This window comes from Acetobacterium bakii (assembly GCF_001263355.1).
In the GTDB taxonomy this organism is placed as follows: domain Bacteria; phylum Bacillota; class Clostridia; order Eubacteriales; family Eubacteriaceae; genus Acetobacterium; species Acetobacterium bakii.
Map to the genome: position 1 here is coordinate 1 of NZ_LGYO01000022.1, position 20780 is coordinate 20780.

Annotated in this window: 23 protein-coding genes; 19 read left to right on the forward strand and 4 right to left on the reverse strand. The window is 41.0% G+C overall.

The features are described from left to right. Window positions 1–135: 135 nt before the first annotated feature. Both AKG39_RS08905 and AKG39_RS08910 read right to left on the reverse strand, forming a co-directional pair. Entirely contained in the window at window positions 136–423 is a 288-nt protein-coding gene (locus AKG39_RS08905; RefSeq protein WP_050740040.1) for an EscU/YscU/HrcU family type III secretion system export apparatus switch protein, read from the reverse strand. After that, a complete protein-coding gene (locus AKG39_RS08910; protein ID WP_050740041.1) occupies window positions 410–1846 on the reverse strand; it encodes a hypothetical protein in 1437 nt (478 codons plus the stop codon). Before AKG39_RS08910 ends, AKG39_RS08905 begins: the two co-directional genes overlap by 14 nt. Window positions 1847–2109: 263 nt before the next feature. On the opposite strand from AKG39_RS08910, the gene AKG39_RS08915 reads away from it, so the two are divergent. The 13 genes from AKG39_RS08915 to AKG39_RS08975 all read left to right on the forward strand — a co-directional run bounded on the left by AKG39_RS08915 (window position 2110) and on the right by AKG39_RS08975 (window position 14402). Beyond that, entirely contained in the window at window positions 2110–4173 is a 2064-nt protein-coding gene (locus tag AKG39_RS08915) for a chemotaxis protein CheA (RefSeq protein ID WP_050740042.1), read from the forward strand. Between the two features lie 23 nt (window positions 4174–4196). Then, on the forward strand, window positions 4197–5009 hold the full coding sequence (locus tag AKG39_RS08920; RefSeq protein ID WP_050740043.1) for a CheR family methyltransferase: 813 nt from the start codon (window positions 4197–4199) through the stop codon (window positions 5007–5009). A 57-nt stretch (window positions 5010–5066) separates the two neighbouring features. Continuing rightward, entirely contained in the window at window positions 5067–6986 is a 1920-nt protein-coding gene (fliD, locus tag AKG39_RS08925) for a flagellar filament capping protein FliD (protein WP_050740044.1), read from the forward strand. A 24-nt stretch (window positions 6987–7010) separates the two neighbouring features. Further along, window positions 7011–7403, forward strand: a complete 393-nt coding sequence (locus tag AKG39_RS08930) for a flagellar export chaperone FliS (protein ID WP_050740045.1) — start codon at window positions 7011–7013, stop codon at window positions 7401–7403. A gap of 3 nt (window positions 7404–7406) precedes the next feature. Continuing rightward, complete coding sequence (locus AKG39_RS08935; protein WP_050740046.1) at window positions 7407–7796, forward strand: hypothetical protein; 390 nt, start codon at window positions 7407–7409, stop codon at window positions 7794–7796. A 239-nt stretch (window positions 7797–8035) separates the two neighbouring features. Continuing rightward, window positions 8036–8437, forward strand: a complete 402-nt coding sequence (flgB, locus tag AKG39_RS08940; RefSeq protein ID WP_050740047.1) for a flagellar basal body rod protein FlgB — start codon at window positions 8036–8038, stop codon at window positions 8435–8437. Between the two features lie 2 nt (window positions 8438–8439). After that, on the forward strand, window positions 8440–8874 hold the full coding sequence (gene flgC, locus AKG39_RS08945) for a flagellar basal body rod protein FlgC (protein ID WP_050740048.1): 435 nt from the start codon (window positions 8440–8442) through the stop codon (window positions 8872–8874). A 59-nt stretch (window positions 8875–8933) separates the two neighbouring features. After that, entirely contained in the window at window positions 8934–9254 is a 321-nt protein-coding gene (fliE, locus tag AKG39_RS08950) for a flagellar hook-basal body complex protein FliE (RefSeq protein ID WP_050740049.1), read from the forward strand. 51 nt (window positions 9255–9305) lie between these two features. Then, window positions 9306–10862, forward strand: coding sequence for a flagellar basal-body MS-ring/collar protein FliF (gene fliF / locus AKG39_RS08955; protein WP_050740050.1), 1557 nt, complete (start codon window positions 9306–9308; stop codon window positions 10860–10862). 32 nt (window positions 10863–10894) lie between these two features. Further along, a complete protein-coding gene (fliG, locus tag AKG39_RS08960) occupies window positions 10895–11899 on the forward strand; it encodes a flagellar motor switch protein FliG (RefSeq protein ID WP_050740051.1) in 1005 nt (334 codons plus the stop codon). Further along, window positions 11892–12635, forward strand: coding sequence for a FliH/SctL family protein (locus tag AKG39_RS08965; protein WP_050740052.1), 744 nt, complete (start codon window positions 11892–11894; stop codon window positions 12633–12635). Before fliG ends, AKG39_RS08965 begins: the two co-directional genes overlap by 8 nt. Window positions 12636–12651: 16 nt before the next feature. Beyond that, window positions 12652–13956 carry a flagellar protein export ATPase FliI gene (gene fliI, locus AKG39_RS08970; protein ID WP_050740053.1) on the forward strand — a complete coding sequence of 435 codons (1305 nt, stop codon included), beginning with the start codon at window positions 12652–12654 and terminating at the stop codon, window positions 13954–13956. Continuing rightward, window positions 13953–14402, forward strand: a complete 450-nt coding sequence (locus tag AKG39_RS08975; protein WP_050740054.1) for a flagellar FliJ family protein — start codon at window positions 13953–13955, stop codon at window positions 14400–14402. The genes fliI and AKG39_RS08975 overlap by 4 nt, the downstream gene beginning before the upstream one ends. A gap of 57 nt (window positions 14403–14459) precedes the next feature. Here the strand turns inward: AKG39_RS08975 and pdxT are convergent, their stop codons facing one another. Together pdxT and pdxS are read right to left on the reverse strand one after the other, a co-directional pair. Next, a complete protein-coding gene (gene pdxT, locus AKG39_RS08980) occupies window positions 14460–15032 on the reverse strand; it encodes a pyridoxal 5'-phosphate synthase glutaminase subunit PdxT (protein ID WP_050740055.1) in 573 nt (190 codons plus the stop codon). Continuing rightward, a complete protein-coding gene (gene pdxS, locus AKG39_RS08985; protein WP_050740056.1) occupies window positions 15032–15904 on the reverse strand; it encodes a pyridoxal 5'-phosphate synthase lyase subunit PdxS in 873 nt (290 codons plus the stop codon). The genes pdxT and pdxS overlap by 1 nt, the downstream gene beginning before the upstream one ends. 392 nt (window positions 15905–16296) lie before the next feature. Here pdxS and AKG39_RS08990 point away from each other — a divergent pair, with 392 nt between their 5' ends. The 6 genes from AKG39_RS08990 to AKG39_RS09015 all read left to right on the forward strand — a co-directional run bounded on the left by AKG39_RS08990 (window position 16297) and on the right by AKG39_RS09015 (window position 20777). Further along, window positions 16297–16890, forward strand: a complete 594-nt coding sequence (locus AKG39_RS08990; RefSeq protein WP_050740057.1) for a DUF5317 family protein — start codon at window positions 16297–16299, stop codon at window positions 16888–16890. Between the two features lie 62 nt (window positions 16891–16952). After that, entirely contained in the window at window positions 16953–17459 is a 507-nt protein-coding gene (locus AKG39_RS08995; RefSeq protein WP_050740058.1) for a hypothetical protein, read from the forward strand. Then, window positions 17416–18069, forward strand: coding sequence for an accessory gene regulator ArgB-like protein (locus AKG39_RS09000; protein WP_050740059.1), 654 nt, complete (start codon window positions 17416–17418; stop codon window positions 18067–18069). Before AKG39_RS08995 ends, AKG39_RS09000 begins: the two co-directional genes overlap by 44 nt. Window positions 18070–18270: 201 nt before the next feature. Further along, entirely contained in the window at window positions 18271–18396 is a 126-nt protein-coding gene (locus AKG39_RS09005; protein WP_050740060.1) for a cyclic lactone autoinducer peptide, read from the forward strand. 108 nt (window positions 18397–18504) lie between these two features. Then, window positions 18505–20217 carry a bifunctional diguanylate cyclase/phosphohydrolase gene (locus tag AKG39_RS09010; protein ID WP_050740061.1) on the forward strand — a complete coding sequence of 571 codons (1713 nt, stop codon included), beginning with the start codon at window positions 18505–18507 and terminating at the stop codon, window positions 20215–20217. A 68-nt stretch (window positions 20218–20285) separates the two neighbouring features. Then, window positions 20286–20777 (forward strand): hypothetical protein, encoded by a 492-nt coding sequence (locus AKG39_RS09015; protein ID WP_050740062.1) that lies wholly within the window; start codon window positions 20286–20288, stop codon window positions 20775–20777. Window positions 20778–20780 lie beyond the last annotated feature (3 nt).

Genomic DNA, 20780 nt, shown 5'->3' on the forward strand with positions numbered 1-20780 from the left:
CTCTTAGCGTGAAATAATCACTTGAAGACATATTTGTATAAATATTTGGGTGGGCCTCAACACAAATTTCATAATCTTTACTCATTTAAAGAGCTCCTTTAATTTTGATATAATTTTGATGCTTGCAATCTTACTTTAATTCTTCTTCTCCTCTGCCAAATCCAAAAGCGACAAATAAATGCTCACCACAATCTGGTAGAGTGCTGGCGGAACTTCCTGGCCTAATTCCAGTTTGGATAAAAGGGTGGCGGCGCTGTCGTCGTGGTAGATGGCAATGCCGTTTTCGGCAGCGACGTTTAAAATATTCTGGGCCACCGGGCCAGTTCCTGCGGCAACAATCACAGGGGCTCCATTTTTTTTTGGGTCATATTTTAGCGCGGCAACTCTTAACGGGCCCTCGCGATTTTCATCAGATTTTGACATCCAGTCCTACCTTTCTCAGAGCAAGCTTGGGATAACGCTGAAGAATTGTCTGTCCTTCGACATATTCCCCCACACCGTAGGCCAATAGTTTGTAACCCTGTTCTTCAATAATGCTTCGAATCTTGCCGCGAGTGTTTTTTAAGGGTTCAATCAATGCTCCGGGACAGCGAATGTCCAGATCAATAATCTGATCCCGCACCAGCAGCTCCACTTCAAAATTGCCGTACCGGTCAGATTGAATGGTAAAGAAGATATTGGTGGCGCTTTTGGCATTTCCCTTTTTTTCGGAAGCGTCTTTGTCAATAAAAAATTCCCCGTAGGAATTGCTGCCCAAATAGTGAAGGGGGATTAAAAAGTGCATAACCGGAAAAATCGGACTTTCGTTGCGAACCATGGTGTCCAGCAGCGTCAGGCCAAGGGTTCTGATTTTTGACGGGCTTGAATCATCCAGGGCTTTGAGAAGCAGGGTGGATAAATCCGCTTTTTCGGTGATTTTTCCGTCTTTAGATAAAACATCCATGCGCTTAAAAAGGTTTTCAGCCTCTTCGGTGTGGAAGAAGAGCAGGTTTTTCATATCCAGAAATTCGTTACTGGTTAAATTGGAAATGGGTTTCAGCGCCTGGCTGAATTTCAGCAAGGCTTCTTCTAAATGTTCTACGTCTCCTTTGTCGTAGCGCACGATGTGATTAATGATGGTGAGCACCGAGTGATAAAGGTTTTCACTGAAGGCGTGGTTTTTAAGAATCTGGCCAAGCAGGGGAATGGTCTGGTTTTTAAGCAGGCTCTGAATAGCCTTCTGATCCTGGGGATCTGCATTGACCGCCGTTTGAAGAGCCGAGAGTTTGAGCTCCAGGGCAACCCGTTCGTTTTGGGGGAGCAGCTCGGTCATGCGGGTGATTTCTGTCAGAATGGCTTTTAGGGTCTGATTGCGATTGACATAGGCGTCATAATGCCGGAGAATGGAAACAATGGTCTCTTTTAATTGAGGGTATCCCTCCATTTTAGCCAGGGCTCTGAGACTGTCAAAAAAAGCGCCTTTAAAAACGGTTTCGGTTTTATCCCGGGTTAACAGCTCGCTTAAAAAATCCTGGGAGCCCATGAATATCTGATCCATAAAGCTTTTGGGGATTCCTCCCGGGCTGCTTTCGAAGAGCTCTGAAAGCAACACCAAGCGTCTGAGAATATCCGCTTCCCCTTTGGTGCTGTTCTTTAAGGGTTTTAAAATTTCTTTGTTTAAATTTTGAAACAGCGTTTCTTTAAAGCTTTCCTCTTTGGGATTGGCTGTGGTGGGTTCAAGAGGCATTTTAACGGCCAGGTCGGAGTCGTTGATACCAAAAATGGCATCAATGGGGGATGGTTTGTTGGGAATGCCAGCGGGTTTCGCCGGTGGAATGGACGAGGTTATTTTTAGACTATCGGCCAAAGCAATGCTCCTATCTATATAAAAATTTTATTTCGTCATAAATGTTTTCTATCTACGATTATACTTGAAAGATCTTTTATAAGCAATCTTTTCGGGTTTAGTAGCTCAATAATTTCTTCTCGTAAATATTTATTTTATGTCCTAAGTTTTCTAATTCTTTTGTCGATATAATCATAGAGAATAGAAATTATGCTTATATTTAGAGTTTATTCAGTTAAAAGACATAGAGATTAAAAATAAAAGGTCAATAAAGGATGGTTAAGATGAGTAATTATGATTCAGGAAATGATTCAATGTTGGAAATGTATCTTTTTGAATCGGAGACTCTCCTCGATCAGTTAGATGAAATTCTACTTCAATCTGAGGAGAATGCGGAACTTAAAAACGACGATATCAATGAAATTTTTCGTATTATGCACACCATAAAGGGATCATCGGCGATGATGGAATTTGATACCGTAGCCCATGCGTCTCATAAGCTCGAGGATTTATTTTTTGTCATTAGGGAAGAGGGTATTGAAACTGAAAACTTTGTAGACCTGATGGATCTGGTTCTCAAGGTTTCGGGGTTTTTAAAGGGTGAAGTTGACAAGATCCAGAATAACCAAACCCTGGAAGAGATCAACAAAGACCTGGGCGAAGAAATTGAGAATTTTCTGAATCGCTTAAAGGGTGCGGTGGCCGAAGAACAGGTGGCGATCGCTGAGGAAGAGGAAGTCTTAGAAGCAGAAAAGGAAGACTCAACCCCGGAAGAAGATGGCCTTTTGTCTGATGCAGAAACCATTTATTTTCTGCATGCACGTTTTGCCGAAGACAGTCAGATGGAAAATATCAGAGCGTTTATGCTGGTGAATAAGCTGGAGTCGATGGGCAAGGTTCTGGAAACCATTCCCGAAAAACTCAACAACAATCCTGAAGCTGCTGGAATCATTCTTAAGAATGGCTTTTTTTGCAAGTTTCAGACAAGCTTTGACCAGGCTGCGGTGGAAGCGGCTTCCAAAAGTGTTCTATCCGTAGATAGCGTTTATTTCATTGACCACATGCCCGAGGTTGAAGTGCCCATTAAAAAAGCTTCGGAGCCGTTGCCTTTGGATAAAAAAGAAGAAACCGCGGTAAAAAATGTGTCTAACGGTCAAGGAAAACAAAACAACAATACGCAAAACTTAATTAATGTGGATTTAAATAAACTGGATACCCTGATGGATTTAATCGGGGAAATTGTTATTACCGAATCCATGGTGGTCGGCAGCGTTGAACTTCAGGGAAAAGAAGAGGAAAACTTTAATAAGGCGTCCCTGCAGTTGCGCAAATTAACCGATGAGCTCCAGGATATTGTTATGTCCATTCGCATGGTTCCCATTGCCGGAACCTTTAAAAAGATGCACCGTATTGTAAGAGATATGGGCAAAAAGCTGTCTAAGGAAGTGGAATTTATTACCATGGGCGAAGGTACCGAGGTGGATAAGACCATTATTGATGGGATTTCCGATCCGTTAATGCATTTGGTCCGGAATTCTCTGGATCATGGATTGGAAAACAAAGAAGAACGCATCGCCGCCGGTAAAGATCCGGTGGGCAAGATTATCCTGTCAGCTCAAAATGTTGGCGGGGATATTGTTATCTCGGTGAGCGATGACGGTAAAGGTCTTGATAAACATATGATTATGCAGAAAGCCAAAGAGAACAAGCTGTTAATAAAACCCGAGGAAGAATATACCGAAAAGGAAATACTGGCGTTTCTGTTGGCACCGGGTTTCTCCACTAAAGAGGTGGTGACGGAATTTTCGGGAAGAGGCGTCGGCATGGACGTGGTCAAACGGAATATTGAAAAAGTCGGCGGCGCCATTACCATCGAAAGCGTCAAAGGCGCGGGAACCAATATCTTTTTAAAGATCCCGCTGACCTTGTCTATCATATCGGGTATGCAGGTTAAGGTGGGAGAAAATATTTGTGAAATTCCCATCAGCAATATCCGGGAATCCTTTAAAATAACCAGCAAACAGCTGATTATGGATCCCGATAAAAATGAAATGGTTTTAATTCGCGGGGTGTGTTATCCTTTAATCAGACTACATGAAATATTCCATGTACTTGATTGCACCACTGAAATCGAAGATGGTATTCTAATGCTGGTAGACTCCGGCGATAATCTGGCCTGCCTATTTATGGATGATTTGCTCCAGAAACACCAGATCGTGGTTAAGCCGATACCCAAATATTTAAACCATCATGCTGTAAAAGATTCGGGTATTGCCGGCTGCACCATTTTGGGAAATGGCAGTATCAGCCTTATTATCGACATTCCCAGCATTTTGAATAAGTACTAGTTTTGAGAAAGTGGTAATGACAGATGATTAAGTTAAGGGACAACGAATTTACGGCAATCACTTCTTACATTCAATTGAATTACGGTGTGGATTTACGGAAAAAAAGACATTTGATTGAAGGCCGGCTGGCCAATCATATTGCTCAGTTGGGCTATGAAAATTATATGGATTATTTTGAATTTGCCAAAAGTGATAAAAAGGGCAATGAAATAATTGTCCTGATCAACAAATTGACCACCAATCATACTTATTTTTTACGGGAAAACGACCATTTTGAGTATTATAAAAGAACCTTATTGCCCTGGGTTGATGACACCTTGAAATCCAAGGATTTACGGGTCTGGAGTGCGGGATGCTCTTCGGGACAGGAACCCTATACTCTGGCTATGATCACCCGGGATTACCTGGCCACCAGAAATAAAACCTGGGACAGTACCATATTGGCATCAGATATCTCGGATAAGGTTTTACTAATGGCAAAAGCCGGCATTTATTCCAAGGAAGAATTGTCGAAAATTCCCGAGGAATGGAAGAAGAAACATTTCCAGCCCTATGATGACGATAATTTAGTCGTGACGGATTCGCTTCGTAGCGGCGTGGCTTATCGGAATTTTAATCTATTGTCAAAGTTTCAGTTTAAGAAACCCTTCCATGCGATCTTCTGTCGCAATGTGATGATCTATTTCGATCTTCCCACAAAAAATGAAGTGGTTCGGAAATTTTATGATGCATTGCTTCCAGGAGGGTATTTTTTCATTGGACAAAGCGAGTCGCTGTCGTCCTGTGATCATCCCTTTAAATATGTGATGCCATCAGTTTATAAGAAGGAAGCCTAAAGTATTTGAAGCATTAACCGATAATATAATTAAGAAATCATTTTGGAGGTATACAAGATGTCAACAGCAGTCAGCAGTTCAAAAAGCACCACATCCGCACTTACAGCTAAGACGGGCATGGGCGGATTGATATCCGGAATGGATACGGATGAATTGGTCGAAGGTTTAACCCTTGCAAGCCGGACAAAGGTAGCAAAGCAGGATCAGAAGATTCAAACCATGGAGTGGAAACAAACCGCATACCGGACCGTTACCAAAGCTTTGAAAGAATTTCAGACTAAGTATCTGGATGTGCTTTCCGCTACAAATATGAGAAGTGAATCATTTTATAATACGATAAACGCCACAAGTGCATCGACAAATATTTCAGTTTCAGCAACGAGTGCGGCCAATGAAGGTACATTGACCATTGGCGCCATCACGCAGTTGGCTACTAAACAGACTGTCCAGGGAAACACAGCTGCGTCCGGTCCCTTGAGCGGAAAAATGACAAGCGCAGACACTGGAAGCATGTCCGAAGCGGATGTAACAGCACTGCTTACCAATATTGAAGGAAAATCGCTTAAACTAACTCTGGATGGCAAGGTTAAAACCGTTACCTTTGATAGTGCATTTATGGCCAGTGCCAGAGCAAAATTAACCAGTGATGGCTTGCAAACTGCGTTCCAGGGTGCAGTCGATAAGGCCTATGGGGTAACCGCTGCTAACCGAACCGTTGCGGTGGCTGTTACGGGAGATCAATTAAGTTTTACGGCTTCAGGTTCTCAGATTACCGTGAATGCTCTGAATGAAGATACTGCAACCCTGGGTTTTTTGGGGCTTAAAGATGGACAGTCCAATAAAATGTCTCCCAATAAAAGCCTTGGAGATTTGGGTTTTGCAATTCCGCTTGAAAGTGGAGTGGAAACTTTTAAAACAACCATTAACGGTGTTAAGTTTGAATTTAATAAAACCGATAGTCTTTCTACCGTCATGAGTCGGATTAATTCCGGTAATGCGGGGGTGTCGATGTCCTATTCTTCGATTACGGACAAGTTTTCCATGACAGCAACGAACAGCGGTGTGGGTGAAAATATTGTGATCTCCGAAGAACAGGGTAATTTCATGACCGCACTGGGTTTAAAAGGTGACGGGGCAGATGTAACGGCCGGCAAAAATGCGCTGTTGACCGTTAATGGGGTGGCGATTACCAGAACTTCCAATGATATTGTAATTGACGGCGTTAAAATTTCGCTTTTGAAAACAACTGAAGCCCTTGAAGAGCCCATAACCATTGCCATGAAAGCTGATGCATCGGCTCTGTTGGAGCCTATCAAAAGCTTTGTGTCAGATTATAATACGATGATTGATTTGATGAATAGTTTGGTTAAAGAAAATAAAGATTCGGCTTATGCGCCGCTGACTGATTCTCAAAAAGAAGATATGTCCGAAAAACAGATTGAAACCTGGGAAAAAAAGGCCAAAGCCGGTCTTTTAGCTTCAGATCCGGTGCTCAGGGGAATTGCTTCTCAAATGCAGTCAATGATGTATGGGTCGGCGGTAAAAGGCGGTATCAGTCTTTACGATTTAGGAATTACTTCTGCCGGCTATAGCGAGAACGGTAAGCTTGTTATCGATGACGCAAAACTTAAGACGGCTTTGGAAACGAAAGGCTCAGCCATTAAAGAGCTTTTTACCACAGCGGATACAGGCCTGGCTAATAAGCTCAATAAAGTTTTATTAGCCGCCACCAAAACAACCGGTGCCAAGGGTAGCCGGGGCTCTTTAATTGAGGCCGCCGGCTATGAGTCAACCATGTCAGATACCGAGAATAATATTACCGAGAGCATTGAAAGAGAGAATAAGACTAAAAAAAAGCTGGAAACCCGCTTAAAAGCCGAGGAAACCCGTCTTTGGGCAAAGTTTACCGCCATGGAAACAGCGCTGTCACAGCTGAATAATCAAAGTGCCATGCTTACTCAGTTTTCAGCAAGCTGATATTAAATAGAAAGGGAAAGAAATATGCAAAATGCAAATGCTTATCAGGAGTCAAAACGGCAGGCGTTGGAAACTCTGACAAAAGGAGAAGTAGTGGTAAGACTTTTCGAGGAAGCTTCAAAACAGGTTAAAATGGGTATTTTTTTAACAGAACGGGGTAATTCGGTTAAAGCTTATAATGCCATTGCTAAGGCTCAACAGGTTATCAGTTCGCTCCATCGTTCCCTGGATATGCAATATCCGATTTCAATGGAACTGGATGCTATGTACGGCTTTCTGTTTGAACAGCTGGGCCAGGCAAATGCACACCGGGATGTTGAATTAATGAAGGAGCTTTGGATATTGATCAACGATTTAAAGGATTCCTTCAAGGAAGCCGATAAATTGGTCAATAGTTCAAAACCGACTGGGCGTTAGTCAATGTCTAATAATACGAATGACTATTGCCGGGAAAAAATCCGGCTTTTAAAAGAATATATTTCTAAAAGCGAAGAAGTTCTCAGCAATGTGGAGCAATGGGAATTATTGAATGATATTTTATCCGAGCGGGAGTATTTAATCCAGAAGCTCCAGATCCTTGAGGCCGAGAACAAAGCGGTTATGCCGAACTGTTCACAAGATCAGCGGACAGAAATTGATGGGCTGGTTAGGCTGATCCTGGATATTGATAAAGACGGCATCAAAATGATTGAAGCAGAAAAGAAAAAGATTATTGGGGAGCTAAAGATTAATCAGCAAAGCCAAAAAGTATCAGATTATCAACAGAAATCGCTAGCCGAAAGCGGCAGATTACTAGATTATAAAAAATAGAATATGTTCTAAGTAACACAGACCTAAAAAAAGCAACGAAGGAATAGTTGCTTTTTTTAGGTTGTTTGAATTATATTGATGAATAAGATTGTTGTTCATTAAAATTTATGATAGAATGCAAGAACTTAGATGTTTTTTTAATGCCAATGTAGACAAAATAGGCGTTTTATGTGACCGGTTTTATCACTGCATTGGAATTTTTATAATAGTAATTAATTTGGACTTGGAAGGAGCTCAATATGATAGGCGATTCAATAACTTCGGCTCTGTATCAAAAGGCATTGGATGGAACCTGGCAACGGCAAAAGGCAATTAGCAACAACATTGCTAATGAGGAAACCCCGGGCTATAAAGCGGTAAAGGTTTCGTTTGAAAAAGAACTGGATTTGCAGGTAAAAAAGCTTCAGAGTAATTCAGGCACCGCGGCTGAGCAGGTCCAAAATATTAACAGCATAAAAAACTCGAATATTAACGCCGAAGCGGTGACATCAACAGCAGCCCGGGCCGACGAGAACAATGTGGACTTGGATGCTGAAAATGTTGATATGTCAAAGACCACCATGCAGTATTATTATCTGGTCAGAGGAATTACGGATAACTATTCACGATTAAAATACGCAATCAGCGAAGGGAAACGATAATTATGAGTTTTTTAAGTTCATTTAATATTTCAGGGTCAGGTTTAACGGCGCAAAAATTCAGAATGGATGTTATATCCCAAAATATAGCCAATGCTCAGGTCACCCAGACCGAAGCAGGCACCCCTTATCGCCGGAAAATGGTTGTTCTTAAGAGTACGGATACCGGCAGCTTTCAGAATGCTCTGAATTCCGCAGTAAAAGCCAACAAACAGGGTGTCCAGGTTGACGCGGTGGTGGATGATCCATCAGATCTGGTTCCGGTTTATGAACCATCCCATCCCGATGCCAATGCCGACGGTTATGTGATGTATCCTAATGTGAACACTGCCCAGGAAATGACGGATATGATGGCGGCCAGCCGGGCCTATGAGGCCAATGTAACCGCTTTTAATGCCACCAAGTCAATTGTGATGAAAGCTTTGGAAATCGGAAGATAATCGACAACAAGGTATAAAGGTATAAATAATTTAAATTACAGATATTTAGGAGATAAATTATGTTTATTGTTCCCATGAATACATTAATTGGACAAAGCAGTATTGGTTCAGTGACTAAAAGTCTTGAAAAAACAGCGGAGCTAACCGGAGCCGATACCGGGACCGGGTTTAAGGATATGGTTCAGAGTGTTATTAACAATGTTGAGTCCACCGAGGCGACAACCAAGGTCGATGCTTATAACTTATCTATCGGCAATATGGATGATACCCATACGATGATGATCAATTCGGCAAAGGCCGATGTGGCATTGCAAACCATGGTTCAACTGCGAAACAAGGTGCTGGATGCGTATTCTCAGGTTATGAATACAAACTTATAATATTGAATATGACAGTTAATCTAAGAAATTTCGAATGGATAAAAATAAAAAATGAATGAAAAGATAAAAGCATTTTTAAATGGCATAAAAGAATTTTGGACGGGAATTTCGAAACAAACCAAAGGGCTGATTGTTGGAGGACTTGTTGTAGTGCTGGTAGGAGCCATCGCTTTGACGTTTTTGCTGAATGTCAAGGATTATGTCCCGATTTTTGATGATCTATCTGTTGAGGAAAGCACCGAGATTTTAGCCCAGCTTAAGACCATGAGTGCTGACGTAAAAATTGATTCCACCGGGGCGATTATGGTGCCCAAGGAAGACGAATCCAAGATTCGGATGGAATTGGCAACCGCCGGCTACCCCAAAAATGGACTGAGTTATTATGTGATCAAAGACAACAGCAACATGCTTTCAACGGATTATGAAAGAAAGCAATATGAAAACATGCAGCTCCAGGAAAGAATCGGCGCCAGTATTGAAACCTTGGATGGCATTAAGGATGCGGTTGTGACCATATCCGAACCTACGGAAAATGTTTTCTATTTACAGGAAACTGAAATGTCCACAGCTTCGGTAATTATTCATCTGTACCCGGGCAATACGTTGACTGAAAGCCAGGTTCTGGGAATCCAGAATTTAGTTGCCAAAAGTGTTTCCGGACTGGCCAAGGATAATATTGCCCTATCGGATGGCGAAGGAAATGATTTAATTTCCAGCACTTCTGAATTGAATGGGAGTTATTCGAAAATTAAGTTAACCAGAGAAATTGAAAATGATATCAAGAAAAAAGTCAATGATATTTTGGATGGCCCTTATGAACAGTCAAAGTATAAAATATCGGTGACCGCAATCATTAATACCGATTCCTCAATCAAGGAGTCAACGGTTTATACTCCTTCTCCTGATGGGGATAATTCTGGGGTCATTAACGAGGAATCAGCGGGCTTTAGCATCAATGGCGGAACAGCCACAGATGGCGGTGTGGCAGGGACCACCACCAATTCTGAAGTGACCACCTATGCCCAGGGAATTATTGATAGTGGCGGTGTGATTACCGATACCACCGGAAATAAAACCTATTCTGTGAGTCAGGATAAAACCCAAACCGAGAAAAAAGATCCGGTGCTGGAGTCGGTTTCCATTGGGATTGCTATTGATGATGTGAATATGAATCCAACTGAAAAAGAGAATCTGATTCAGCTGGTTGCTTTTTCCGCCGGTGTCACCCCTCAAAGCATAGCCATTCGGAATTTTGAATTTTATGCTGAAGAAGATAATGTTGAGATTGACGAAGAGAATGGCATTACCATGCAGCAGTTATTAATCATCGCCGGTATTGTTGGCGGCGTACTGCTCTTAATCGTTATATTAATTATTGTTTTAGTGGCTGGCAAAAAGAAAAAGAAGCGCAAGGCATTAGGTGCTGGGGCACAATTTGAACAGGAAGCAATGGATGAATTATTTGGAGAACTGGCTGGAAAGGCTGAACTCCCGGATATTCAACCGGTCAAGGATGATAAAAAGGAAAAAATTAAGGAATTTGCCAAAACAAATCCTGAGATTGCCGCACAGTTATTTAAGTCATGGCTGAAAAACGATAATGAGTAAATTAAAGAATTTTATAAAGGATGTTGATGAATATGGATACTAGCTTAACTCCCAGGCAAAAGGCCGCCCAAGTTGTAATTTCTCTTGGCGCTGATATCGCCTCCGGTATTTATAAGCATTTACAGGAAGATGAAATTGAAAAATTAACCTATGAAATAACCCGCCAGGGAAGTGTGGCGCCGGAGATTTCGGATCAGGTTATCGATGAATTCTACGGTTTGTGTGTTGCCCAGAAAGTATATATTGAGGGCGGGGTTGCCTATGCTAAAAATGTTCTGGAAAAGGCTTTTGGCGCCCAACAGGGAAATGCGCTGTTAGAACGAGTGACCAAAACCCTCAGAACCAAGGCGTTTGAATTTATCCGAAAAGCGGATTATAAAAACCTTTTGAATATGATTATTAATGAACATCCCCAAACCATTGCGCTGATTCTCTCCTATGCCAGATCGGATCAGGCTTCTGCGATTATTTCGGAATTGCCTAAAAGCATGCGGGTGGATGTAGTTGAGCGGATTGCCAGAATGGATCGAACATCACCAGAAATCATCAGACAGGTGGAAACCATTCTTGAACGGAAATTTGAATCGGTTGTATCATTTGATCTCCTGGAAGTTGGCGGAATCAATTATATTGCGGAAATTATGAACAATATTGACCGTGGAACCGAGAAATTCATCTTTGATGAACTCAGTAAAATTGACAGTAAACTGTCCGATGAAATTCGGAAACGGATGTTTATTTTCGAGGATATCGTTATTTTGGACCCCATGTCGATCCAGCGTTTCCTACGCGAAGTCGACACCAAGGAAATGTCTGTTGCGCTTAAGGGGGCAAACAAGGATCTTGCGGATCTTATCTTCCAGAACATGTCCCAACGTATGGGTGAAACTGTCAAGAGCGAAATGGAATTCCTGCATAACGTGAGAGTTCGAGACGTTGAAGAAGCGCAGCAGAAAATTGTTGCAATCATCAGAAGACTTGAAGAAGAAGGCGAAATTGTCACTTCAAAGGGCGGAAAGGATGAGATTATTGTCTAGAATTGTTAAGGCCAAATGGGCCACTAATCTCGTCGAATCATTGGAATTTCAAGATGTTCTGCCGAAGAATAATCGTGTTGACCATGGCGATATGAAGACAAGTCCCGACGATCCCCAGGGAGCTAAACAGACTGAAGGCGTTTATGACTGTAATTTAGAAGCCATAAAATCCGCCAATGATCTCATGAAAAGCGCTGTGAAAAGCAGTAATGAGATCCGACTTAAATCTCAGGAAAAAGGATACCAACAGGGCTTATCCCAGGGATATGAGGTTGGTCTGGCCCAGGGAATGATCGAAGGAACTAAAAACGCCCTGGTCCAGGCTGAGGCAGGTCTCAGGGAGCTTCAGGAACTGGTGGACTGTATAAATATGGAGCGTGAAACAGCAAGGGAAAACCGGGAAAAGGAAATGATTTCCATTGCCTTTGAGATTGCCAGAAAAATCATGAAACAACAGGCAGTGCTTGATGACAATGCCATTCCCAAGATGCTTGAAGAAATTGTGCATGAAGACGAAGAAGGTTTGAAAATTTATTTATCTGAGTATCAGAAAACACTGGGAATTCATATTGATAAAGAAATCGCCGAAAAAATAAAGAAATTATCATCGAAATCAAAGGTCATCATCATCAAGGACGATGATAAAATAATGGTAGAAACAAAAAATGGCGTGGTTGATATGAGCCTGCCGATGCAGCTGGAACAATTGGCAAAAGCCATTGATCAGAATGCTTAAATAAGGGAGGCTTTTCATGGATACATCAGAAATCTGCAAAATTATTCGAAGAGCTGAAACTTACCGTTATTTTGGGAAAATTGAAAAAGTTGTTGGGATGATGATTGAGTCAGTGGGTCCGGAATGCCGAATTGGGGACTTGTGTAAAATATTTGATCAGAACGCTGAGAGCTTCAGTTTGGCGGAAGTCGTCGGTTTCCGGGGTAACAAGGTATTGCTGATGCCCTATGAAGAACCTGAAGGCATCAGTTTTGGCAATATTGTTGAACCCACCGGGGCGGCGCTGAAAATCGGTGTGTCTCCAGGTATGATCGGCCGGGTGATTAATGCCATGGGAGAACCCATTGACGGCAAGGGCCCCATTGAAAACTCGGTGGATTATGACATTCAGAGTGCCGGATCAAACCCTTTTTCTCGGCCGGTTATTTCGGATGTTCTGGAATTTGGGATCAAGGCCATCGATGGTCTGTTAACCATTGGCAAGGGCCAGAGAATGGGGATTTTTGCCGGAAGCGGCGTTGGTAAAAGCACGCTTATGGGAATGATCGCCCGGAACGTCAAGACCCAGGTTAATGTGATTGCACTGGTTGGGGAAAGAGGCCGGGAGGTGCGGCAGTTTCTGGAAAAAGATCTGGGCGAAGAAGGTCTGGCCCGATCTGTGGTGGTGGTTGCCACCTCGGATCAGCCGCCGATGCAGCGCATGAAATGCGCCTTGACCGCCACCGCCATTGCCGAATACTTTAAAGACCAGGGCAGCGATGTTTTGTTGATGATGGATTCTCTGACCCGCTTTGCCATGGCCCAGCGAGAAATTGGTTTAGCCACCGGCGAACCCCCGGTGGCAAGGGGCTATACGCCATCCATTTATTCCATGCTGCCCAAACTCCTTGAGCGGTCCGGTAACTTTGAGACCGGATCAATTACGGGAATTTACACGGTTCTGGTTGAGGGTGATGACATGAATGAACCGGTTGCGGATACGGTTCGGGGTATCATTGACGGACATATTATCTTATCCCGAAAGATTGCGGCCAGAAATCATTACCCGGCCATTGATGTGCTGGGCAGTGTCAGCCGGCTGATGTCGGATATTGTGGATAAAAGTCAGAGCAGTGTTGCTTCCGAGACCCGTAATTTAATGTCTGTCTACGATACCAATTTTGACCTCGTCAATATTGGGGCATATAAAAGCGGCAGCAACCCGGCCTTGGATCATGCACTGAAAAAAATAGACGGCATTAATAAATTTTTGCAGCAGGGCGTCGCGGAAAAGGTTCAGTACCAGGATAGCATCGCGTTAATGAAAAGCGCAATCTTATGAAAAAATTCAAATTTCATTTAGGAAAACTCTTATCCTATAAAGATCAGAATCTGGAAAATGAAATGATGATCCTGGCTGCCCTTAATAAACACCTGCAAGAAGAGCAAAAAATATTGTTGGCTTTAAAAAATGAACAGGATCAATGTGTCGCTAATTTCGAACGGGACATGGCAGCCGGCATCACCCCCAATGCCTGTCAGGTTCATCTGCGCTATCTGGACTTTTTAAAAGAACAGATAAAGGCCATGATAAAGAAAATAAGCGAGCTAACAGTAAAAATTGATATGCAAATTGATGTTGTTAAAAACCTGAAGCTGGAAACCCGTTCTTTAGAAATTATCAAGGAAACCCGGTACGATGAATATAAAAAAGAAGTACTCAAAGAATCTGAAAAAGAGATAGATGAATTTATGACAACCGCTAAAATTATTAAAGAAAGCCATTAGCAAATAATTATAACTTGCTAATGGCTTTTTATGCGTTCTTAAAAAATGAACAGGGTATTATTCGCACAGATTCAGGAAATAGCGATGGACGCTGAGATCCGCTGACAATTCCGGATGAAATGAGGTTACCACCATATTGTCCTGTTTGGCGGCCACAATATGACCGTCTATCTTTGCCAGTATTTCAACATATTTTGATGCGGATTCAATAAACGGCGCCCGGATAAAGGTCATCGGGATCTCGCCCATTTCAGCGAAGCTGCCCTGGGCACTGAAACTCCCAAGCTGGCGGCCATAGGCGTTACGCTTTGCCACAATGTCCATGGTACCGAGATAAACATTGGGATCGTTGGCAATGGCTTTTGCCAACAGAATTAAACCGGCGCAGGTGCCTAAAACCGGCAGGCCGTTTTCAATCCGGTGCTTTAAATCAGCAAACAAATCAAGCTCCTGAAGTAGCTTGCCCATCACCGTGCTTTCGCCGCCAGGCAGGATAATCCCCTGGAGCTGATGGTCCGTCAGGTCGGATTTTTGCCTGATTTCAAGGCAGTTTACGTCCAGCTTTTGCAGAGAATCAATGTGTTCGGCAAATGAACCCTGGACGGCAAGGACGCCAATGGTCGGCTTCATTATATCCCTCGTTGGGCCATCAGCAATTCAATTTCCTGTTCATTGATGCCAATCATTGCGTCGCCGAGATCTTCGGACAATTCAGCTAAAATCATCGGATCATTAAAGTTGGTAACGGCTTTAACAATGGCCTGAGCCCGTTTGTCGGGGTTTCCGGATTTGAAAATTCCGGATCCTACAAACACGCCCTGGGCGCCTAACTGCATCATCAGAGCCGCATCGGCCGGGGTGGCAATGCCACCGGCAGCAAAATTGACAACTGGCAACTTGCCATTGGTATGGACATATTCAGCCAGTTCATAACTTACCTGTAATTCTTTGGCTGCCTGAAACAGTTCGTCATCCCTTAAGCCCTGCAGATGGCGGATTTGCTGACTGATCAATCTCATATGGCGGACGGCCTGGATAATGTCTCCGGTGCCGGGTTCACCCTTGGTTCGGATCATCGAAGCCCCTTCGCCAATACGTCTCAATGCTTCACCCAAATCCTTGGCACCGCAAACAAAGGGAACTTCAAATTTAGTTTTATCGATATGCAGGGTGTCGTCCGCCGGGGAGAGTACTTCACTTTCATCGATGTAGTCAATTTCAATGGACTGAAGAATCTGGGCTTCCACGAAATGGCCGATACGAACCTTGGCCATCACCGGAATGGATACTGCCGCCTGGATGCTGCGGATCATTTTAGGATCACTCATTCTTGAAACACCGCCGGCGGTACGAATATCAGCGGGAATTCGCTCCAATGCCATAACAGCGCAAGCGCCGGCCTGTTCAGCGATTTTTGCCTGTTCAGCAGTGGTGACATCCATAATAACCCCACCCTTAAGCATTTGGGCGAGGTTTTTGTTTAATTCATAACGATTATTCATTTTATTTGACTCCTTTATGATTTTGATTATTTAATATCTAAATTTATTGTAATACAAAACTGATAGTGTAATAAGAGTCAAAAAACATAAAAATGATGGTGTCAGATAAAGTTGAGTTGATGAGGAAACTCTAAATCAAGTTAGGGTTTAGAAGTACATAGTATTGCACTGAATTTATAATTATGCACTAATCTCCAGACTATTGATGTTTGTACTTTAATATGATAAAATACGAAGAAAATCTAAAACGTCAATAATGGGTCATTAGATGGCTATATTTAAGGACTTAGAGCCTTTTGATTTATATAATTGGCAAGTGTGCGGCTTGGGAGATTTTCGAGGTGTTTAAACACGATTTAAATTCGTTCAACAGGGCATGGTGATGGGGCTTTATGATTATTATATTTCTGATTGCAATTCTATTTGCAAAATTTCGCGGCTGCGAAATTAAACCGGCATTTAAAAGTGTTGCACTTTACCCGCCGTTTATCTTTGAGATCATTTATCTGGTATTGCAGGTATTTGTGATGACAGCGAATTACGATGTCATCGTGTTTGCAGAGATATTTAAAAAAATGTATTTATTATCTTTTTTAGTCCCGATTATTATGCTGAAATTGTACAAACCGGGATTAATTGGTTCGGCATTTATTGTGGCCGGCACGGCAATGAATAATTTTGTCATTGCGCTAAACAATGGAAAAATGCCTGTATTTCCAACGCTTACCTATTTAACCGGCTATGTCAAAAGCGATACCTTTGAAAGAATCAATGATATTCATGTTTTGGGAAATGCGGATACAAAAATGATCATTCTGGCTGACATCTTTGATGTCGGATGGTCGATACTAAGCATCGGGGACATACTGATCCACTCATTTGCAGGCATAATTGTTTATTTTGCCATTGTTGAGCTAAACAAAAGAAAAGATGAGGGTTTTACCCTAAGACCACTTATTTTAAAACCAAGGCAGACAGAGAATTAAAGAAAAAGTTGATAAATGGCAATGAATGATAAGCGTTGGCCTAAAGAATAAGGAGCAATCATATGCAATTAACTCTGCTTGAACTTGTACTAAAAGGAATTCCGGAAGCTGCTATTTTTACATGGGGGCTTTATGCTTTTAGTAGAACAAAGATAAAATGGAAAAAATATTGGTCAGTTATGCCAATAATATTTATAGCAACGTATATTATTCGTTTACTTCCGATTAACTATGGAGTTAATACATTAATAACCTTGATCTTAACAACCTTTTTAGGGATTTCATTTATAAAAATTTCGCTATTTCAATCCATTAAAGCATCTCTTCTTTCCACGGTAGTAGTACTAATAGGAGAGGGTGTCAATTTATTTCTGCTGCAAGCTGCTTACGGGAGTGAAAAGACTTTGGAAATTATTGGCGATCCTATTGCAAAAACCATAAATACCATTCCTTCAACATTTGTTTTTGGAATAATCATATTTATTGTTTATTATTTTAATGTGATACGTGTAAAGGGGATAAATAATGTTAACCTTGAGCAAGAAGATATCAGCAGTGATTTGTTATAATTTAAGTATTTCAGGTGAAAAAAAAGAAGTGATTGAATACGGGATGATCGCTTTAGTTCAAATTATTTTCTTTGTTTCAGCAGTTTTTATTGCAGGTATATTTACAGGAACCGCACTTGCGGCTCTAACCATTTGCTTTTCTACTAGCATTTTACGTAAATCAAGCGGAGGAGTTCATGTGAGTTCCATTAATATATGCACTATTATTGGAATGACCTTCTGCCTATTTTCTTCTGTTTTGATAAAGTATGTATTAGCTGACTGGATTAATCTTTTTTGGCTGAGTATTCTAGCAGTCGCCTGTTTTACATTGGCCTTTATTGTCATTTATCTAAAGGCACCGGTGGACACAAAAAATAAGCCAATTAATACAGTTAAGAAGAAAAAACGATTGCGAAAATCGTGTTATATGATTTTAGTGGCTTACGCTTTTCTTACGATAGTATTTATATATCTGGCTTTTAAATTTCATACGTCAACTACCTATGCATTATGCATTTTATTCGGACTTATGTGGCAGATTTTAACGCTTACTAAAATCGGAAGCAAACTTATTGGCGGTATTGATAAAGGAATGTCTATGACCTGGAAGGCACTTAAATCGCTGTAGCACTTAAATAAAATATTTGTTTTATAATCAGCACTTCTGGCACTGAAAACGAATGATTATTGTTGCATTTTGACATCGATATAGATACAAAATTTTAATAAGATTTCTTCCTTTCGGGGAATTTATTCTTTTAAAATACTGTGCCAAAGAGGAAGGAATCCTCAATTTTCATTAAATATATTATAAAAGGAGGCGAAGGAAATGAAAAACAAAATTTACGGCGTTATTGCAGTGGTGGTTACAAGTTTAGCAGTATTAATGTCAACATCTGCATGCTTCTTTTTTATCAATCAACCGGAAGAACCAACTTGTCTAAGAGGTGAATAACATCATTTATTAGAAAAGGAGTCCTTGGGACTCCTTTTCTAATAAATGATACATAATAATTGAAACAGCACGCTTACAAAAGATCTTAAATGAAAAAGAGGAGATATTTTGGAAAAATTTGATCAAAATAAGGAAATCAGTCTTCAACAGCTGCTGATCAGCATTAAATTAGCCCTTTTATTTTTTTCGGTGATTGCATTTTCCCAACATTACTTTAAAAATAAGGAGATTTTAGACTTGCTTTCCAATGGCAGCAAAACAATCTTTATTTTTGTATTGATTATAATTGTAATATATGGTGTCGTGTTTTTTTCAAATAAAGTGGATCCCGATAAACAGCTGGGTCTTTTTAAGTATGGGGAGCTTGCCTTTTTTGTAGTTCTGTCCTTTCTAACTGTTTTTTATACCGGTGCATTTGCGAGTAATTTTAAACCGCTTTTTTTATGTGTGATTTTGCTGGCAACTATTGGCCACGGATTAACCATTGGTATGGTCATCGCGGGAATTTTATCACTTGGTTTATTAAGTATGGATTTAATAATGGTGCCAAACCAAACGGTGAATCTCTACTTTGAGTACGATTTAGTATTATCCAGTATCTTTCTTCTGGTAACTTTTACGGTTGGTTATTATGCAAAATTGGAAAATGATCACATCGAGGAACTTCGTGATCTGGCGAATGAGGATGCCCTCACCGGATTATTCAACCATCGTTATTTCTATGCCAACCTGTATCAAGAAATAGATGAAGCAAAAAAAAATGGCGTTTCTGTTTCGCTGTTTTTTTTGGATATTGATGACTTTAAAATTTACAATGATCTTTATGGACACACCGTCGGTGATCGTGCGCTCAAAAAAATGGCGAAAATCATTATGGATTTTGCAGGTACTGAATTTGTTGCCTGTCGCTATGGCGGGGAAGAATTTGCCATCCTTTTGTATAATACTGAAGAAAAACAGGCAATGGAATCTGCAAATAAACTGTGCAGTATAATAGAACAGGCGGTTTTTGATGGCCAGGAATATCTGCCGGGCCAAAATCTCACTGTTTCAGTAGGGGTATCCGAATATCCAAATAAGGCAAAGGACGCAAACGATCTGGTTTCGCAGGCCGACCAGGCCCTTTATCGGGCAAAGTTTTTTCGAAAAAACAGGGTCGAGAGCTATGCTTCGATACTTGATAACCTTAAGAACTCGTTATCAGAAGAAGATGAAACCATTATTACAACCCTGAGAACCCTTATTTCGGTTATAAATTCCCGGGATAAACACACCTACGAACATGTCGAACGGGTTGCAGAATATGCTAGTTGGATGGCCGAAGAACTTAATTTGCCTAAACATTTGAAACAAACCCTGGTATATGGTGCGTATATGCATGATATTGGAAAAATCAATACCCCAAAAGAAGTATTATTAAAGTCGGAAAAACTGACCGAGGAAGAATGGAAAGAGCTGCAACAGCATCCAATCCAGGGCGTTGAAATCATTGAACATGTTGATGTGATCAAAGATGTCCAACCTCTTATCCTCCAGCACCATGAGTATTATAACGGAAAAGGTTATCCCTATGGTTTGGCAGGTAATCAAATTGCTTATACATCGCGGATTCTCTCGGTGGTTGATGCCTTTGATGCCATGACATCCCTGCGGCCATACCAACGGAAAAGAAGTGTAGAAGAGGCCTGTGAGGAGCTTATCCGGTGTCGGGGTACACAGTTTGATCCCAATGTGGTGGATGTATTTATTGGAATTGTGATCAAAAAATTCAATATTGAATTAAATGTTATAAATAGTGGACTAAGCGATAGCAATGGATGAAAGGACGGTTGAAAATCAGTAAATGATAATGGGTTGTAAAATAATTTTATGAAATAAGGAGTAATTATTTGAAAGTTTCTATACTTGAAATCATATTAAAAGGAATTCCGGAAAATTTAATTTTTACATTAGGATTATTTGCATTCACTAAAACCAGAATAAAATCAAAGCCATATTGGATTGCTGCGATCATGATTTTTGTCGCGGTATATATTTTAAGACTGATGCCCATTAACTACAGTGTAAACATTATGATAAATGTGATATTCTGCACTGTTTTAGGGATAAATGTATTGAAAATTAGTTTATTGCAATCGGTAAAAGCCAATTTATTAACCTTTAGTGCAATATTGGTAGGTGAAGCTACAAACTATTTTCTTTTGCAGTCTATCTGTGGAAGCCAGAAGATGTTAGAAATAATGGGTGATCCAATGACTAAAGTAATTTATACGATTCCATCAACCATTGTTTTTGGGGCGATCATATTTACTGCTTATTATTTTAATGTGATAAAGGTTTCAAAGAAAAAAGAAATTTTGAATTTAAAAAAAGAGAGATAATTT

Coding starts and splice junctions, on each gene's coding strand:
- AKG39_RS08920 (WP_050740043.1), top strand. CDS start 4,197: ATGATTAAGTTAAGGGACAACGAATTTACGGCAATCACTTCTTACATT.
- pdxT (WP_050740055.1), bottom strand. CDS start 15,032: ATGAAGCCGACCATTGGCGTCCTTGCCGTCCAGGGTTCATTTGCCGAA.
- fliG (WP_050740051.1), top strand. CDS start 10,895: ATGGATACTAGCTTAACTCCCAGGCAAAAGGCCGCCCAAGTTGTAATT.
- AKG39_RS08915 (WP_050740042.1), top strand. CDS start 2,110: ATGAGTAATTATGATTCAGGAAATGATTCAATGTTGGAAATGTATCTT.
- AKG39_RS08975 (WP_050740054.1), top strand. CDS start 13,953: ATGAAAAAATTCAAATTTCATTTAGGAAAACTCTTATCCTATAAAGAT.
- AKG39_RS08930 (WP_050740045.1), top strand. CDS start 7,011: ATGCAAAATGCAAATGCTTATCAGGAGTCAAAACGGCAGGCGTTGGAA.
- fliF (WP_050740050.1), top strand. CDS start 9,306: ATGAATGAAAAGATAAAAGCATTTTTAAATGGCATAAAAGAATTTTGG.
- fliE (WP_050740049.1), top strand. CDS start 8,934: ATGTTTATTGTTCCCATGAATACATTAATTGGACAAAGCAGTATTGGT.
- AKG39_RS08905 (WP_050740040.1), bottom strand. CDS start 423: ATGTCAAAATCTGATGAAAATCGCGAGGGCCCGTTAAGAGTTGCCGCG.
- AKG39_RS08995 (WP_050740058.1), top strand. CDS start 16,953: ATGCAATTAACTCTGCTTGAACTTGTACTAAAAGGAATTCCGGAAGCT.
- flgB (WP_050740047.1), top strand. CDS start 8,036: ATGATAGGCGATTCAATAACTTCGGCTCTGTATCAAAAGGCATTGGAT.
- AKG39_RS08990 (WP_050740057.1), top strand. CDS start 16,297: ATGATTATTATATTTCTGATTGCAATTCTATTTGCAAAATTTCGCGGC.
- AKG39_RS09005 (WP_050740060.1), top strand. CDS start 18,271: ATGAAAAACAAAATTTACGGCGTTATTGCAGTGGTGGTTACAAGTTTA.
- AKG39_RS08935 (WP_050740046.1), top strand. CDS start 7,407: ATGTCTAATAATACGAATGACTATTGCCGGGAAAAAATCCGGCTTTTA.
- fliI (WP_050740053.1), top strand. CDS start 12,652: ATGGATACATCAGAAATCTGCAAAATTATTCGAAGAGCTGAAACTTAC.
- flgC (WP_050740048.1), top strand. CDS start 8,440: ATGAGTTTTTTAAGTTCATTTAATATTTCAGGGTCAGGTTTAACGGCG.
- fliD (WP_050740044.1), top strand. CDS start 5,067: ATGTCAACAGCAGTCAGCAGTTCAAAAAGCACCACATCCGCACTTACA.
- pdxS (WP_050740056.1), bottom strand. CDS start 15,904: ATGAATAATCGTTATGAATTAAACAAAAACCTCGCCCAAATGCTTAAG.
- AKG39_RS09000 (WP_050740059.1), top strand. CDS start 17,416: ATGTTAACCTTGAGCAAGAAGATATCAGCAGTGATTTGTTATAATTTA.